A 16951-nucleotide genomic window follows, 5' to 3' on the forward strand; every position below is an offset into this window, starting at 1 on the left:
TGAAATCTTTCAGCTGATCGCATGCGACCATGGGCTTGATGCGTGCCGCAACAGTATTGCGATCAAAAAGGTTTATTAACCTGCAGGAATTAACGCTAAATCAAACAAAACAGAATAATGCCTCTCCGAACACCCTTTCGCACAAAAAAACCAAAGACCGGTCTGGGAATACCATGGGGTGAGCAGATTCTTATTTATTATTTGCTACCCTGCGCGGGCCATACTGAGATGACTTAATACTCATAACTCCCCGAACCGCAGGAATCCCTTATGCAAAAACACGCCTTAGCCGTGCTTATCACCAGTTTACTCACTCTCTCATTCAGCCCTTCTACGCTGGCAAATGTCGTACCTGTCGCGGGCTGTAGCGCCAAAGCAGTGGCTGATAACCAGCGCTTTGATGCGCAAATAAGAAATAACACGCTGGCAATCAGCCCAGATGAAAAAATTGCGGTTGTCGCGAACAGCGAACGTTCAGAGATTATTATCTATGATTTAACCACGGGTAAAATCAGGGAGACACTGCAAGGCTATCTGACTCCAAGAAATATTCTCTTCTCGCCTGATGGTGACTATTTTTATATTTCTGATAGCAGCCTGGGGAAAATCAGTAAAATAGAAACTGCCACATTAAAAAACACCCTGAATATTGCTGCTGGTCCTGGCGTATTCGGAACGGCTATCAGCAAGGACGGTAAAAGTCTCTACGCTAACAACCAGGCCAGCAGCACAGTCTCTCATTTCAGCAGCGAGTACGGCATCGCCTCGGCTGTCATTCAGGGTTTCTCTCAACCGCGTCAGGGCGTCAAACTCAGCCCGGATGGCAAACTGCTACTGGTGACCAATTTTGTCGGCGATAAAATCACGCTGGTAGATACCAACAGTGACAGCATCGTGGGGGAAATTACCGGATTTAATAAAATTCGTGCCATTTCAATCACCGCAGATGGCAAAACAGTGTTTGCCGCAAACAGCGGCAGTGATTCGATCGCAGTGGTTGATGTTGCGACACGAAAAATCGTCAAAACTATCGCCGTTGGTAAAGAGCCCTATGGTGCAGCGCTAACGCCGGATGGGAAGTTCCTTTACAGCGGCAATCTGGCGGATAACTCGCTTTCCGTGATTGATGTCGCCAGCCTCGCCGTCACGAAAACCGTCACCGGGCTGAACGGCCCTCGCCAGGCTATCGCGTTCAGTAAAGATAACCAGTCGGTGTGGGTCCTGAATGCCGATCTCAGTCTGGTTCAGCTCGATCGCCAGTCACATAGCACCCTTAAAACGGTGCAGTAAGCAAAAGGGGGGAAATCATCCCCCCCTTCTCCATCAGCGCAACTTGAATCGTAACAACAGATATCCCAGCACCGCTGACAGCAGCGAGCCGCTTAGAATACCGAGTTTCGAGAATGTCACCAGTTGCTCATGGGCGGCATCAAACGCCAGTGAACTGATGAATATCGACATGGTAAAACCGATGCCACACAGCACACCAATTGCCGCAATATCTCTGATGCGGGTATTTTCCGGCAGCACTGCCAGCCGCCATTTCACCGCCAGCCAACAGAACAGCGTGATGCCTAAAGGCTTGCCGATCAGCAAACCGAGAATAATACCCATCGGCTCCGGTGAGAAGACATCGCTAAAGGTGATGCCTGCCAGCGAGATCCCGGCGTTCGCGAAAGCAAACAGCGGCAGGATCAGCCAGTTCACCCACGGCATTAAACCGTGCGCCAGGTGCTCGGCTGGGGAGTGCCCCTCTTCTTCTTTAAGTGGGACAAAGAAACCGACCACCACGCCAGCGAGCGTCGCATGGACACCGGATTTCAATACTGCCGTCCACAGCACCACGCCAACCAACATATAGATAGCGAGGTTGCGCACGTTGAAGCGGTTTAACAGCGCGAGAACCACAATTGCCCCTGCTGCCACACTGAGAGAGAGCAGTGAAAGGTCGCTGGTATAGAACAGTGCGATAATGACAATCGCACCCAGATCGTCAATGATCGCCAGCGCCATCAGGAAGACTTTTAGCGCCGCAGGCACACGGCTGCCCAGTAAAGCCAGCACACCCAGAGCAAAAGCGATATCAGTAGCGGTAGGGATCGCCCAGCCGTTACGGGCAATGGGATCGCCATGGTTGAACAGCGTGAAGATCAGCCCTGGCGCAACCATGCCCCCTAAGGCGGCAATCACCGGGAAAATCGCCTTATCGCGGCTCGCCAACTCACCGCTTACCAATTCGCGCTTCACCTCAAGGCCAATCAGCAGGAAGAACAGGGCCATCAGCGCATCGTTGATCCACAACAGCAGATCTTTACTGATATCCAGCGCGCCAAAGCGAACTTCAACCGGCGTCTGTAAGATACTCTGATACCAATGCGCTGTGGCGCTGGTGTTAGCCAGGATCATCGCTGCCACAGCAGCAATAATTAATACAATGCCGGTACTGGCATCACTTGCGATAAAACTCTTTAAATAACACGTCAAACTGCGGGGTTTATTCACAACTCCTCCTGAGTTAAATCAGCCAGCGCGGAGTTTACCTTTTGTTACACATGACCAAAAGGGCGTTTACTTCAAGAAAAAGCTTCTTTACCGTTTAAAGGTGAAGAACATGACATAAATCAATAAAAAAAGAGGCAGATATACAAGATATCCGCCTCTTTAAGATAGAGCCTGTTGCTTATCGCGTCAGGTCATCAAAGAATTTTTTTACGCCGTCGAAGAAGCTCTTCGAACGTGGGCTGTTGTTTTCACCGGTTGGGCCGCCAAAACTCTCTTCCAGCTCACGCAGCAGGTTTTTCTGCTTCTCATTGAGGCTGACTGGGGTTTCCACCACAACACGGCACAGCAAGTCACCTACCGCACCACCGCGTACTGATTTCACCCCTTTACCGCGCATACGGAACAGCTTGCCAGTTTGGGTTTCAGAAGGCACTTTCAGCTTCACACGGCCATCCAGCGTCGGCACTTCAATTTCGCCGCCCAGTGCTGCCATTGAGAAGTTGATCGGCACTTCACAGTACAGGTTGTTATCTTCGCGCTCGAAGATCGCGTGTTTCTTCACAGAAACCTGAACGTAGAGATCGCCCGCTGGCGCGCCCTGCTCTCCTGCTTCCCCTTCGCCGCTCAGACGAATACGGTCGCCGGTATCAACACCCGCAGGGATTTTCACAGACAGCGTTTTAGATCGCTCAACCCGGCCATGACCGTGACAGGCGTTGCAAGGGTCTTTGATCACCGAACCACGACCATGACAGGTCGGACAGGCCTGCTGTACGGTGAAGAAGCCCTGGCGCATCTGTACCTGGCCTTGGCCGTGACAGGTTGGGCACGTCTGTGGCTTGGTACCCGCTTTTGCACCGCTGCCATGGCAGACGTCACACTCTTCCAGGGTTGGAATGCGGATCTCTTTGGTCACGCCGCGTACCGCTTCTTCCAGCGTCAGCTCCATGTTGTAGCGCAAATCGGCACCACGGGCTGCGCGCTGACGGCGGCCACCACCAAAGATGTCACCGAATACGTCGCCAAAGATATCGCTGAAATCAGCACCACCGCCACCGAAGCCACCACCAAAGCCGCCACCGCCGCCGCCCTGTTCAAAGGCTGCGTGACCGTATTGGTCGTAAGCTGCGCGCTTCTGCGCATCGGTAAGGATTTCGTAGGCTTCTTTTACTTCTTTAAATTTCGCTTCGGCTTCTTTGTCGCCCGGATTACGGTCCGGGTGGAATTTCATCGCCAGACGCTTATAGGCTTTTTTGATTTCGCGCTCGTCTGCCGATTTTGAGACGCCTAAGATCTCGTAAAAATCTTGTTTTGCCATTTTTAGCCCTTAACATGCTCGCACGGGCGTGGAGAGAACTCCTACGCCCGTGCTGGTTTCAACGGCTGTCAGGCCAACCGTCGTGCCCGGTCAGGGGCAATTATTTTTTATCTTTAACTTCTTCGAATTCAGCGTCGACAACGTCGTCATCTTTCTTCGCTGAAGCATCGCCAGCGTCTGCTGCCGCGCCTGCCTGCTGTTGCTGAGCCAGTTCGATCAGTTTGCTTGAAACTTCCATCAGCGCCTGAATCTTCGCTTCGATTGCCGCTTTGTCTTCGCCTTTCAGCGCAGTTTCCAGCTCGGTCAGCGCAGATTCGATTGGTGCTTTGTCGTCGGCAGACAGTTTGTCACCGGCTTCTTCCAGCTGCTTACGGGTGCTGTGAACAACCTGGTCACCCTGGTTGCGCGTCTGAACCAGCTCTTCGAACTTACGGTCAGACTCGGCGTTCGCTTCTGCGTCGCGCACCATTTTTTCGATCTCTTCTTCGTTCAGACCTGAAGAAGCTTTGATGGTGATCTTCTGCTCTTTACCGCTGTTTTTGTCTTTCGCGGAAACGTGCAGGATACCGTCAGCATCGAGGTCGAAGGTCACTTCGATCTGTGGCATACCGCGTGGCGCAGCCTGAATACCATCCAGGTTGAACTGTCCCAGTGATTTGTTATCGCCTGAACGCTTACGCTCACCCTGCAGCACATGGATGGTTACCGCAGACTGGTTGTCTTCTGCAGTAGAGAACACCTGGCTGTGCTTGGTTGGGATGGTGGTGTTTTTGGCGATCAGTGAAGTCATCACGCCGCCCATGGTTTCGATACCCAGTGACAGTGGGGTAACGTCCAGCAGCAGTACGTCTTTCACGTCGCCCGCCAACACGCCGCCCTGAACCGCAGCACCAACAGCAACGGCTTCATCCGGGTTAACGTCTTTACGTGGCTCTTTACCGAAGAACTCGGTTACTTTCGCCTGCACCATTGGCATACGAGTCTGACCACCGACCAGGATGATGTCGTTGATATCAGAAACAGACAGGCCAGCATCTTGCAGTGCAACTTTCAGTGGATCGATTGAACGAGCAACCAGATCTTCTACCAGTGATTCCAGCTTAGCGCGGGTCACTTTGATGTTCAGGTGCTTAGGACCGGTGGCATCTGCAGTGATGTACGGCAGGTTCACGTCGGTCTGCTGAGCAGATGACAGTTCAATTTTCGCTTTCTCAGCGGCTTCTTTCAGACGCTGCATTGCCAGTGGATCGTTGTGCAGATCGATACCCTGGTCTTTCTTGAATTCTGCTACCAGATAGTTGATCAGGCGGCTGTCGAAGTCTTCACCACCGAGGTGAGTATCACCGTTGGTTGCCAGAACTTCGAAGGTTTTCTCACCGTCAACTTCATCGATTTCGATGATGGAGATATCGAAAGTACCACCACCCAGGTCATATACCGCGATAGTACGGTTGCCCTGGCCTTTATCCAGACCGTAAGCCAGTGCAGCTGCGGTTGGTTCGTTGATGATACGTTTTACTTCCAGACCCGCGATACGGCCGGCATCTTTAGTTGCCTGACGCTGTGCATCGTTGAAGTATGCTGGAACGGTGATAACAGCTTCAGTTACTGCCTCGCCCAGGAAATCTTCCGCGGTCTTTTTCATTTTTTTCAGGACTTCCGCAGAGATCTGCGGTGGTGCCATTTTCTGGCCCTTCACGTCCAGCCATGCATCACCATTGTCTGCATTGGTGATTTTGTATGGCATGATTTTGATATCGCGCTGTACTTCTTCGTCCTGGAAGCGACGACCAATCAGGCGCTTAATCGCGAACAGGGTGTTCTGCGGGTTAGTCACAGCCTGACGTTTAGCCGGTTGACCGACCAGAGTTTCGCCATCCTGAGTGTATGCAATGATCGACGGCGTGGTGCGGTCGCCTTCAGCATTCTCCAGTACGCGCGCTTTGGTGCCATCCATAACCGCAACACAAGAGTTGGTTGTACCCAGGTCAATACCAATAATCTTACCCATCTAAACGTCTCCCACTTAAATTCTTTGCCAGTTCGGGTTGTGAACCTTAGATGCGGTCGCTTTGTTGAGTTTCAACTCGCAACGCCTCTTTTTTTCATCGCTCACAACCTCTCGATGAGAACTAAATGGGGCCAGTTCAAAGCGCATCAAGGGTTAAATTAAAAAAAAATTACGTTCTCCGTTAATGCGCTAAAGATTGGCGATTAAATATTCACTTCACTGAGCACCGCACGACCCCGCTGTGAAGCGAGTAAATAGGCGCTAACCAACACTCCCACCGCCGCCAGAATCAGTACATACCAGGCGGGAGCCAGCGCCGTTACCTGCAACAGTAAGGTGACAAAGATCGGCGTCAGACCACCAAAAATGGCGTATGAGAGATTGTAAGAAAAAGAGATGCCCGTGAAGCGGACCGCAGCAGGGAAAGTGCTGACCATAATAAAGGGCACCACGCCGACCACACCAACACTAAACCCCGCCAGTGCATAGCTGGCAAACAGTGTAGCCGTGGAACTGTGGAACTGATGGAAGAAGTGCCAGGTGCAAATGCCCATCAACACAGAACCCACCAACAGTGCGCGCGGTGCGCCAAACCGATCGACGGCCCATCCCGCCACAATACAGCCCAGCAGCAACATGATGGTGGCGAGACTGTTCGCCTGCAAACTCAGCGCCGCTGTAATGCCCTGCTTCTGCATTAATGTCGGTGCCATGAGAATCACCACCACAATGCAGGCAGAGAGCAGCCAGGTGAGCAGCATCGAAACCACAATACTGCGTTTATGCTGAGACAAAATGGTCTGGATCGGCAGTTTGTCGGCCAGCGATTTGCGCTGCTGCATCTGTTTGAAGACCGGCGTCTCATGCAACCAGCGGCGCAGGTACATGGCGATCAAACCAAAGATGCCACCGAGGAAAAACGGAATACGCCAGCCATAAGCGCTGATATCCGCAGGACTCAGCCAGGTGCTGATGCCAGTAGCAACCAGCGACCCCAGCAGAATCCCCGCGGTTAAGCCTGCCGTTAAGGTGCCGCAGGCAAAGCCGACCCGCTGCTGTGGCACATGTTCAGCAACAAACACCCAAGCCCCCGGAACTTCACCACCAATGGCAGCACCTTGCAGCATACGCATCAGCAACATCAGTAAAGGTGCCGCGACGCCAATCGTGGCAAACGTCGGCAGTGCGCCCATCACCAGCGTAGGCAATGCCATCAGGAGAATGCTCAGGCTGAACATTTTCTTGCGGCCCACCTTATCGCCAAAGTGCGCCATCACCAGGCCACCTAATGGGCGTGCCAGGTAACCCGCTGCAAAGATGGCGAAGGTTTGTAACTGACGCAGCCACTCTGGCAAATCCGGAGGGAAAAACAGTTGGCCAATCACGGTGGCAAAGAACACGAAGATGATGAAATCGTAGAATTCCAGTGCCCCGCCCAAGGCGGCCAGTGCCAGCGTGGTGTAATCCTGGCGACGAAGAGTGACAGGCTGATGTGGATCCATAATGGTGCAGCTTCCAGAGTAAAAATTAAACGGGTTGTAAAGTTTAAGTTACTATACCGTCAATCTTTAGCCACACCAGCAGCAGTTGCATTTATAACGTAATCCGGCGATTTTTAGTGATTAATCTCACGAATGGCACTCTTTGGGCGGAAAGCTGCTACCACGGCCGCATGCGTTTCCACGTATGGCCCTTCCAGCAACTGTAAACAATATGGTACAGCCGCAAAAATGCCCGGCACCAGCACTTTGCCTTCGCTATCCTTCAGGCCTTCCAGCGTCTCTTTGATCGACTTTGGCTGACCCGGCAGGTTCAGAATCAGCGATTGCTTACGGATCACACCCACCTGGCGCGAGAGGATCGCGGTAGGCACAAACTGCAAGCTAATCTGGCGCATTTGCTCACCAAAGCCCGGCATTTCTCTGTCGGCAATCGCCAGAGTGGCATCCGGCGTGACATCACGACGTGCGGGCCCGGTGCCACCGGTCGTCAGCACCAGATGGCAGAAACGCTCATCCACCAGTTCACACAGCGCATGCTCAATCATCGGCTGTTCATCCGGCACCAGGCGGGTTTCAATTTCAAACGGTGTGGCAAGCGCACCTGACAGCCAGGCCTCAAGTGCAGGGATACCCTGGTCCTGGTAAAGCCCATTGGCGGCGCGATCGGAGACTGAAACCAGTCCAATTCGTAATGTATTCATGCTGTTTTCGCTAAAATCAGGCGCAAAAGCGCAAAAAAGAGAGGGGACAGACGACAGGATAGTACAAGCGGGAAAGCGGAGAAAAGAAAAACCGTGGCAGCGAAGCCACCACGGTAGGGGAATTACAGCAGCTCTTCGATCATCTTCTCGAGTTTGCCCTGGTCTACGGCAAAGTTACGGATGCCTTCAGCCAGTTTAGCGACCGCCATTGGATCCTGGTTGTGCTGCCACAGGAACTCAGCTTCGGTCATCTTCGCTGGACGCGCTTTAACTTCACCGCTGTAGCTCAGTTTACGTTCCAGAGTCCCTTCGCTCTCCGCCAGCTCTTTCAGCAGTGCAGGTGCGATGGTCAGGCGGTCACAGCCAGCCAGCTCAATGATTTCGCCTACGTTACGGAAGCTTGCACCCATAACTACGGTTTCGTAGCCGTGCTGCTTGTAGTAGTTGTAGATTTCTGACACAGACACCACACCTGGATCTTCGTGTGCGGCGTACTCTTTTTTGTCAGTGTTGGCTTTGTACCAGTCAAGGATACGGCCAACAAATGGTGAGATCAGGAATACACCCGCTTCTGCACAAGCACGCGCCTGCGCGAAGGAGAACAGCAGAGTCAGGTTACAGTTGATGCCTTCTTTCTCTAACTGCTCAGCAGCACGGATACCCTGCCAGGTTGAAGCCAGCTTGATCAGGATACGGTCATTGCTGATACCCGCATCGTTGTACAGTTTGATCAGGCTGTGCGCCTTAGCGATGCTGCCTTCAGTATCGTAAGAGAGACGCGCATCAACTTCCGTTGAGATACGGCCAGGGATCAGTTTCAGGATTTCCAGACCAATGTTGACGGCCAGTTTGTCAGAAATCAGAGAGAGCAGGTCTTCCTTGCGGCCATTTTGCTCACGCGCCCATGCAATCGCTTCATCGATCAGTTTACGGTACTCAGGGATCTTGGCGGCGTTGAGGATCAGGGAAGGGTTGGTCGTTGCGTCTTGCGGCTGGTACAGCTTCATCGCTGCGATATCGCCGGTGTCAGCAACCACAGTGGTCAGTTGACGCAAGGAAGTCAGTTTGTCCGTCATGGCTTTTTTCTCTTAGTTAACTGTCAGGGTGTAAACAATTCTGTAAAAAGCATGTTGCGATAATATCACGCGCAGACCGTGGCGCAAGGTGAGCTTTTGCGCATTACGATAGCGCAAACTGATAGCAGTGATTTGCCGATGCGTGCAGCTTTTTTTGTTACACTGCACCGATTAAAGCCGGGTTAATACCCTGAAATTTCTGCGGGTTCACTGAGGAAATAGCAATGTTAATGGTGATCTCACCAGCAAAAACACTGGATTACGACTCTCCGCTGGCAACGCAGCACTTCAGCCAGCCAGCGCTGTTAGAAAAGTCACAACAGTTAATTGACGTCGCGCGCGATCTGTCACCAGCACAAATTGCCTCGTTGATGAGCATCAGCGACAAACTAGCCCATCTGAATGCCGATCGTTTTAACGCCTGGCAGCCGCCCTTCTCGCTGGAGAATGCCCGTCAGGCGATTTTGGCCTTCAAAGGCGACGTTTATACCGGCCTGCAAGCCGAAACCTTTAGTGAAGCTGATTTCAGCTTTGCCCAGCAGCATCTGCGTATGCTCTCCGGGCTGTATGGTTTACTGCGCCCGTTAGATTTGATGCAGCCCTATCGTCTGGAGATGGGCATTAAACTCGCGAATCCGGCCGGCAAAGATCTCTATGGTTTCTGGGGCGAACTGCTGACGCAAAAGCTCAACGAAGCATTGCAGGAACAGGGTGATGATGTGCTTATCAACCTCGCTTCTGACGAATATTTTAAAGCGATTAAGCCCAAAGCATTGCAGGCGCGTCTGATTAAACCGGTCTTCCTCGATGAGAAAAACGGCAAGTTCAAAGTCATCAGTTTCTATGCGAAAAAAGCGCGTGGCCTGATGAGCCGCTACATCATTCAGCAACGCCTGACCCAGCCTGAGCAGCTGAAACAGTTTGATGTTGATGGCTACTTCTTCGTGGCCGAAGAGAGCAACGAGAAAGAATTTGTGTTCAAGCGGCACGAGCAGCGTTAAAAAGATTACTGCGCATCTGAAAGATGCAAAACAACATCAGCAGAGTCAATCGTTGTCTGACGGTGGGCAACGATAACTCTGGTGATATTGAGAGCAGAAATGGCCTGATTGATTTTCCTCTCATTCGCCGCATCCAGATGACTGGTTGATTCATCCATGAAGAGAATTACAGGCTGTTTATACAAAGCTCTGGCAATTAATATGCGCTGCTTTTGCCCGCCCGATATTGTACCGCCCAGTTCACTGAGTAACGTGTCATACCCCATCGGCAACGCCATAATCTCCTCATGGATGGAAGATTGCTTCGCGCAGAAAACAATACGCTCTCGGTCCGGATCGGTGACAAAACTACTGATATTTTCGTTCACAGTGCCGGAAAGCAATCGATCATCCTGCAGGACACAAGCTATCTGGCTACGGTAATTTCCCAGCCCATGCTTGCGGATACTCTTACCATTAACCTGAACCTCCCCTGATGAGGGCTGTAGTAACCCCGCCATGATTTTTAGTAATGTGGTTTTCCCCACCCCTGAACCACCGGTTATTGCTAAACTGCTGCCAGCAGGAACATCAAATGACAGGTTTTTGAAAATGGGTTGACTAAAATCATCGTAGCTAAATGCCAGATTATTACAGGAAAGGCTTAAACTATCTGTTGAAACAGGCAATAGAAGTTGGAGTGTGCCTAAATCTTCCCCCTCTGATAAAAGGATATCGGATACCCTCTCCTGGTGTAGCGTCGCCATTTTTATCGCAACCATTGAATCAATAATATTCCCTGATCTCATAGAAAACTCAGAGCGATAAATATTGAAAGCCATTAACATGCCGAGAGAGAGTTCATTCTGAATCACAAGTTGGATACCAACCCAGAGGACAATAATGGAATCCAGGGCCGAGATCAGCCCTGATACGGTAGAATAAACAATATTAAACCGTGCAGATTTTAAATCAACATTCAATTCATTCACATTCAGATTATGCCAACAGGATAGTCGGGCACTTTGCATGTTCATACCCTTTATTGATGCTATGCAATAAAGAGTTTCCATGAAATGTGAACTCTGCAACGCACTTTTGTGTATTTGCTCTGCGGATATCCTTCGGTAATGGCTATAAGTCACAATCCGTATTGATATATAAATGAGCAAAAAAAACACAACTAAAAAATAGAGTACAGGCGAATACAGCATCATGATTACTGAAGCGCCAATCAATATGATAGTATCCAGTACGATTTGAATGATGTTGGTGGTAAAGGTCTCTCTTAAGGCATCGAGTGAATTAAATCTTGAGACAACATCACCGAGTTTTCTCCTCTCAAAGAAGCTAACCGGTAAATTGATTAAATGTCTGAACATCGATTTTCGCCAAAGCAGTTGTAGCTTCGTACCAAAAATAATGGCCATCCACTCTCTCATGACAGAGATGAATGTCTGGGTAATGGTCAGTAACAGCATCGCAATACAAATTAATGTCAAAAAACCATAGTCTTTCGCAGGAAGCACATGGTCCATCATCAATTGATTACCCATCGGGAGCAGCAGTGTGAAAAATTCTATAGCTAAAGAAAGAATAAATATTTTAAAACAGGCACTCTTTAATCCCTGCACACCTGAAAAAAGCGCCTTCAGAGAGATTAAATTCTTTGGCTCCACATTTTTTTCGAATCCTTTCGCTGGGCTGATCTGCAAAGCAACACCCGTGAAATGTTGTGATAACTCTTTTTTATTAACCTTAATTTCGCCCAATGCGGGATCGTGTAGGGTAAAGTATCTTTTCCGTATTTTCGTAAGAACAACAAAATGCGTTAAATCCCAGTGCAGCACACAGGGTAATATCAGCTCATGGAGCTCATCAATATCAATAGACACAGGTTCTGTATCAAAGTGATATTTCTCCGCCAGTTTATTGAGATCGTATAGGTTCATACCTCGGGATGGAAGATTGTTTTGACTTTTTATCTTGAGGAGATCAAGGTTAGCTCCATAGTAGTTCATTACCATGAGTAATGATGTTACCCCACACTCAGCTGCCTCTGATTGCAGAATAACGGGCGTACGCTTTCTCCAGTTAAAATGAAGCCCATCATGATATTTCTGCATTAAACTGGCTCCGCAATGCTGGATTGCATTTCATATAATGGCGATAAAATCCATTGCCAGAGCGATCTTTTTTCCAGAAAAAGAGTGACGCTAGCCGTTAGCCCATTAGAGAGTTCGATGAACCGCCCCTCATAATACAAGCCTTTTTCTGATAGGCTGCAAATTATACGATAATAATTTCCGCCACTTTTTATTAGTTCCTCACGTGGTGCACTGCGATATGCAGCCATTTCTTGCAGGGTGGCTGGAACGGTAGAGATTTCTTTTACTGCCCCAGAAAACTGACCAAATTTCTGCCATGGAAAAGCATCATAACGCACGTTTATTGCGGCATCAGGGATAAGATAGGGCATTGTTGTGTCAGGTACCCAAAGTGTCATTAAATAATCACCGTCAAAGTCAGGTAGTATCTGAGCTAGGCTATCGTTAAACGTCACAAACTGGCCAAGGCTGGTATGTTCGGAGACTATCTTACCATCATGAGAAGCCGTGACATATATTTCACCTTCTGCTTCGGCCACTATTTTTTCCCTTAGAAGCTCCTGAATTTTCAATTCATGCTCTAATAATTTATTTTTAAACTCTATTCTGCGAGAGTTGATTTCTTTATCAATTGTCATTAGCTGTATATTTTCCTGTGCATTCTGAATTTTAATATCATTTAACATTCTTTCCTGCTGATAATAGTTATTTAATTGAGATATGTAGTGATCATTAGTGATCATTCCCTTCCTACGATGCTCAGCATAATCACTTACAATCTTTCCAAAATAATTCATAGACTGGCTTGTATTTTCTACCAATAGTGCAGATTGTTTTTCAAGATCGGAATATTTTTCTTTTTGACTTATTAACTCTGTTATCGTTATATTTTCATCCTCTCTGAGTCCTGACATAATCTCTTCTATTTTATCTATCTGCAATTCAATCCTCTTTTTTTGTTGATAAGGAACTTCACCACTAACATTCTCATTTCCGGTTGTTATTTTATAAATCCTCTGACCTTTTTTTATCATATCTCCTGTGGAAAAATATCTCTCTGAAATATAACCCTGATGATGGGATAATATGTTAATTGGTCTAACCGGGGATATTAACTCCCCATATACTTCTATTCGTTGCGTGTAGGACCCAAAGGTTATTAATAAACATATAAATGCTACTATCAAGGTTAAGATGAAGGAACAAAGCCAACTTTTTATTAAGTTTGACCTGAGTATGTGAGAATTTTTCACCTCATTCCTTTCAAATACTTCCTTTCTGAAAATATCAGACATGCTCCTCCTGTCAAAACTTCACATATAAAGCCCACAAATTACTCCTTTGTGGGCTTTATATAACCTTGAAAATTAATACTGGAAGATAAATATCAGATATACATGCTTATTAGGCTCTCAGGTTTCAACCTAAACCTTGTTCATTAACACATCTTAAACACACATTAAAGATGAAAAAATGAACATTCATAATTAATAGTCTAAAAAGATAATATTAAACATATTATTTACGAAGTGAAACGATAAAAAACATCATCTGAATACTTTCCTCACTAGCCATAATGCCACTTTAACAAGTGCTGATAAAGTTAATATGATAACCAACGGTCTTGATATCGACACAGGGAATTTAATCCAGTTATCAAAAGCTATGCCTGCACCACTGAGTAAGGAAGCTCCAAAAATCACACTCAGAAAAATAGAAATCCAGCTAACATATCGCTTCATGATTTTCCTCGTGTGTTATATCCTCTACCATTTACATTGTGCTCCATAATTTTGAGCGCCCCCCGAACCTTTACCATTATTGTTATTTGACGATGAACTCTCGTTTCTAAAACATCCACCCGCTATAGCCCCTCCTACCATCCCCACAGCCATTCCAGGTACTCCACCTAAACTACCGGCGAGTGTTCCACCAATAATTCCATCATTACAACTCTTGACGCGCTCGCTCATTGTTCCTCGCCTATCACCACGCCCTCCTCGGCTATCATTACTGACCCGACCACCAGAAGATTTATCCGCAAAGTTACCTGCACCTGAGACCATCATCATTTCTTCATTATTAAGCTTTTTCATAATTATTCCTTTTTAGTTAACAGGCCTTCATAAGAGGCACGTGAATAATTACTCAAAAGAACTATACATTCAATAACACGACAGCTAATTAATGAAGTTCACTTTATGAATTAAAAACAAGACACGACTCGCATTTAATATAAAAATCGATAGCTATTGATAATAAAAATAAACTTTCATTGATACAAATCAAAAGATATTTATTTAAATTACACTTTTCAGATAAAAATTAGCGTGGCAGCTGAACTCTGGCTTATTTTATTATTTTGATTTTTTGTGATACAAATCTCATGATTAGAAATTTTTATAAATACTTTAATTCTCATGCTATTATTAATTTAACTTTATAACTGATTATTTTTAATGAAAAAAAACCCGGCAATGCCGGGTTACGGGGTACTTAACTGCATGAACACGTCATGTTACTAGCAACATTCACGCCTTCAGTAAGAACGCGCGCAGTTCTGCGAAGTCCGCAGAGAGTTTGTGCGACAGCAGCTCCAGATCGGCACGATCGGCCAGCTCTTTTGGCAGTGGCAATTCCTGACCAAGAATCTCTTCTACGCTCTCTTTGAACTTCGCCGGGTGAGCGGTGCCAAGGAACAGGCCGAACTCGCCTTCCTGCAGCTGATCGCGCAGTAAACGGTAAGCGATGGCCGCATGCGGTTCGGAGATATAACCGATATCGCGCAGCTCACGCACGGTCTCTTTGGTAGTCTCGTCACTCACCGCGCCGTAGGCCAGATCGGTCAAACGCCAGGTTTTGCGGCGGAACAGCTCTTCCACACGCGGCCAGTTGTTTGGCTGGCTAACATCCATGGCGTTAGAGAGTGTTGCCACAGTTGGGTTTGGCGTCCACGCACCATTGCCAAGGAAGCGAGGTACGGTATCGTTCGCATTGGTTGCCGCAATGAAACGTTTAATCGGCAGGCCAAGGGATTTTGCCAACAGGCCAGCCGTCAGGTCACCGAAGTTACCGCTCGGGACTGAAATCACTAGCTGGTTGCGTTTATCTTGCGGCAACTGTGCTACCGCTTCGAAGTAGTAGCAGATCTGTGCCAGCAGACGGCTGATGTTGATGGAGTTAGCTGAGTTCAGGCCAATCGCCTTCTTCAGTACTTCATCATCAAACGCCTGTTTCACCAGCGCCTGACACGCATCGAAGTCGCCATCAATCGCGATAGTTTCGATGTTGCCGCCCAGCGTACAGAACAGTTTTTCCTGCAACGGGCTGATCTTACCTTCTGGATAGAGGATCACCACGCGTACGTTTTTCATGCCGTAGAATGCATGAGCAACGGCTGCACCGGTATCACCCGAGGTCGCCGTCAGAATGGTGATTTGCTCATCTGAACCGGACACATAAGAGAGCATCTGCGCCATGAAACGGCCGCCGAAGTCTTTGAACGCCAACGTTGGGCCGTGGAACAGCTCAAGACAGGAGATATCTTCACTGACTTTTGCGACCGGTGCCGGGAAGGCAAAGGCCGCTTTAACACGCTCAGCCAACTGATGGGCTGGGATCTCATCACCAATGAAGGCAGAGAGAATTTTGCTGCTACGGCTGACGAAATCCATTTCCAGCATGGCGTCGATATCCGTCAGTTCAAATTCCGGCAGTTCCAGTGGAAAAAACAGCCCCTGCTGTGAGCCCAGGCCTTGTTTAACCGCCTGTGCAAAGCTCACCTGCTCGTTATGATCTTTAAGATTGTAGAGTTTCATGCGTTATCCCAGTTTACGTGCGCCAGCCGTATCAAGACGGCAGATATGGACGAAGCCTTCATCGTTTTGCAGATAGTTTTCTTGCAGCCATGATGCCATCTGCTGTGCCGTTTCCATTTGATTGCAAACAGCGAAAAGCGTTGGGCCGGAGCCAGAGATGCCACACGCCAGCGCACCGATTTCCAGCGCGGCCTGGCGGGCTTCCGCAAAGCCCGGCAGCAGTTGGGTGCGATAAGGCTCAGCCACCACATCCTGCATAAGTTTAGCGGCCAGAGCCGGTTGGCGTGTGTGGCAGGCGTGAATAAAGCCCCCCAGCAGACGGCCATGCTTGATGATGTCGGATTTTGCGTACTGCGCTGGCAGAATGGCTCGCGCTTCAGCCGTGGAGACTTTAATGCCAGGATAAGCCATCACCCACAGCCAGTCATCAAAACCCGGAACTTCCTGGCTGATGATGCCGTTCTCTTCCAGCATCAGTTGGATGCCGCCGAGGAAACAAGGTGCCACGTTATCAAAGTGGACGCTGCCAGAAATGCGCCCTTCCAGCTCGCCCATCAGCGCCAGCAATTCGGTATCGGTCAGCGGTTTGCCACAAAACTCATTCATCGCCATCAGTCCGGCAACCACTGAGCAGGCGCTAGAACCCAGACCTGAGCCAATTGGCATGTTCTTTTCCAGCTTCATTGCTACCGGAACCTGCTTGCCAATCGCTTCACAGAAGCGCTGCCAACATTGATAAACAATGTTTTCCTGCGGATTGGTCGGCAACTTGCTGACAAAACGCCCTTCGTTCACCAGGCTAAAGCTGTCAGCCGCTTCTACGGTAACGCAGTCACCCAACAACGTGCCATCTACCGGCGATACCGCCGCGCCCAGCACATCGAAGCCGACGCTAACGTTACCAATCGAGGCCGGCGCATAAATTTTAACCATTA

13 protein-coding genes are annotated in these 16951 nt (G+C 48.7%); 2 read left to right on the forward strand and 11 right to left on the reverse strand.

Features of this window, described 5'->3' with window-relative positions; all coding sequences use genetic code 11:
- Nucleotides 1-270: 270 nt before the first annotated feature.
- On the forward strand, nucleotides 271-1290 hold the full coding sequence (locus F3J40_RS12885; RefSeq protein WP_167015222.1) for a YVTN family beta-propeller repeat protein: 1020 nt from the start codon (nucleotides 271-273) through the stop codon (nucleotides 1288-1290).
- A 33-nt stretch (nucleotides 1291-1323) separates the two neighbouring features.
- Here the strand turns inward: F3J40_RS12885 and nhaA are convergent, their stop codons facing one another.
- The 6 genes from nhaA to tal form a co-directional block, all read right to left on the reverse strand.
- A complete protein-coding gene (nhaA, locus tag F3J40_RS12890; protein WP_167015224.1) occupies nucleotides 1324-2502 on the reverse strand; it encodes a Na+/H+ antiporter NhaA in 1179 nt (392 codons plus the stop codon).
- A gap of 178 nt (nucleotides 2503-2680) precedes the next feature.
- Nucleotides 2681-3820 carry a molecular chaperone DnaJ gene (dnaJ, locus tag F3J40_RS12895; protein WP_167015226.1) on the reverse strand — a complete coding sequence of 380 codons (1140 nt, stop codon included), beginning with the start codon at nucleotides 3818-3820 and terminating at the stop codon, nucleotides 2681-2683.
- 100 nt (nucleotides 3821-3920) lie between these two features.
- Nucleotides 3921-5831: a molecular chaperone DnaK gene (gene dnaK, locus F3J40_RS12900; RefSeq protein ID WP_167015228.1), complete on the reverse strand. Its 1911-nt coding sequence runs from the start codon at nucleotides 5829-5831 to the stop codon at nucleotides 3921-3923.
- Between the two features lie 203 nt (nucleotides 5832-6034).
- Nucleotides 6035-7333 (reverse strand): MFS transporter, encoded by a 1299-nt coding sequence (locus tag F3J40_RS12905; RefSeq protein ID WP_167015230.1) that lies wholly within the window; start codon nucleotides 7331-7333, stop codon nucleotides 6035-6037.
- A gap of 113 nt (nucleotides 7334-7446) precedes the next feature.
- Nucleotides 7447-8034 carry a molybdopterin adenylyltransferase gene (gene mog / locus F3J40_RS12910; protein ID WP_017345613.1) on the reverse strand — a complete coding sequence of 196 codons (588 nt, stop codon included), beginning with the start codon at nucleotides 8032-8034 and terminating at the stop codon, nucleotides 7447-7449.
- 122 nt (nucleotides 8035-8156) lie between these two features.
- Complete coding sequence (tal, locus tag F3J40_RS12915) at nucleotides 8157-9110, reverse strand: transaldolase (RefSeq protein WP_017345614.1); 954 nt, start codon at nucleotides 9108-9110, stop codon at nucleotides 8157-8159.
- Between the two features lie 224 nt (nucleotides 9111-9334).
- On the opposite strand from tal, the gene yaaA reads away from it, so the two are divergent.
- Nucleotides 9335-10111: a peroxide stress protein YaaA gene (gene yaaA, locus F3J40_RS12920; RefSeq protein WP_167015232.1), complete on the forward strand. Its 777-nt coding sequence runs from the start codon at nucleotides 9335-9337 to the stop codon at nucleotides 10109-10111.
- Between the two features lie 5 nt (nucleotides 10112-10116).
- On the opposite strand, the gene F3J40_RS12925 is transcribed toward yaaA, so the two are convergent.
- The 5 genes from F3J40_RS12925 to thrB form a co-directional block, all read right to left on the reverse strand.
- Complete coding sequence (locus F3J40_RS12925) at nucleotides 10117-12216, reverse strand: peptidase domain-containing ABC transporter (RefSeq protein WP_167015234.1); 2100 nt, start codon at nucleotides 12214-12216, stop codon at nucleotides 10117-10119.
- Nucleotides 12216-13493 (reverse strand): HlyD family secretion protein, encoded by a 1278-nt coding sequence (locus tag F3J40_RS12930; RefSeq protein WP_167015235.1) that lies wholly within the window; start codon nucleotides 13491-13493, stop codon nucleotides 12216-12218. Before F3J40_RS12930 ends, F3J40_RS12925 begins: the two co-directional genes overlap by 1 nt.
- Nucleotides 13494-13964: 471 nt before the next feature.
- Nucleotides 13965-14294, reverse strand: a complete 330-nt coding sequence (locus tag F3J40_RS12935; RefSeq protein ID WP_167015237.1) for a hypothetical protein — start codon at nucleotides 14292-14294, stop codon at nucleotides 13965-13967.
- A 435-nt stretch (nucleotides 14295-14729) separates the two neighbouring features.
- Nucleotides 14730-16016, reverse strand: a complete 1287-nt coding sequence (gene thrC / locus F3J40_RS12940; protein ID WP_167015239.1) for a threonine synthase — start codon at nucleotides 16014-16016, stop codon at nucleotides 14730-14732.
- Between the two features lie 3 nt (nucleotides 16017-16019).
- A complete protein-coding gene (thrB, locus tag F3J40_RS12945; protein ID WP_167015241.1) occupies nucleotides 16020-16949 on the reverse strand; it encodes a homoserine kinase in 930 nt (309 codons plus the stop codon).
- Nucleotides 16950-16951: the final 2 nt, after the last annotated feature.

The organism is Candidatus Pantoea multigeneris (genome assembly GCF_011752615.1).
Lineage (GTDB): Bacteria > Pseudomonadota > Gammaproteobacteria > Enterobacterales > Enterobacteriaceae > Pantoea > Pantoea multigeneris.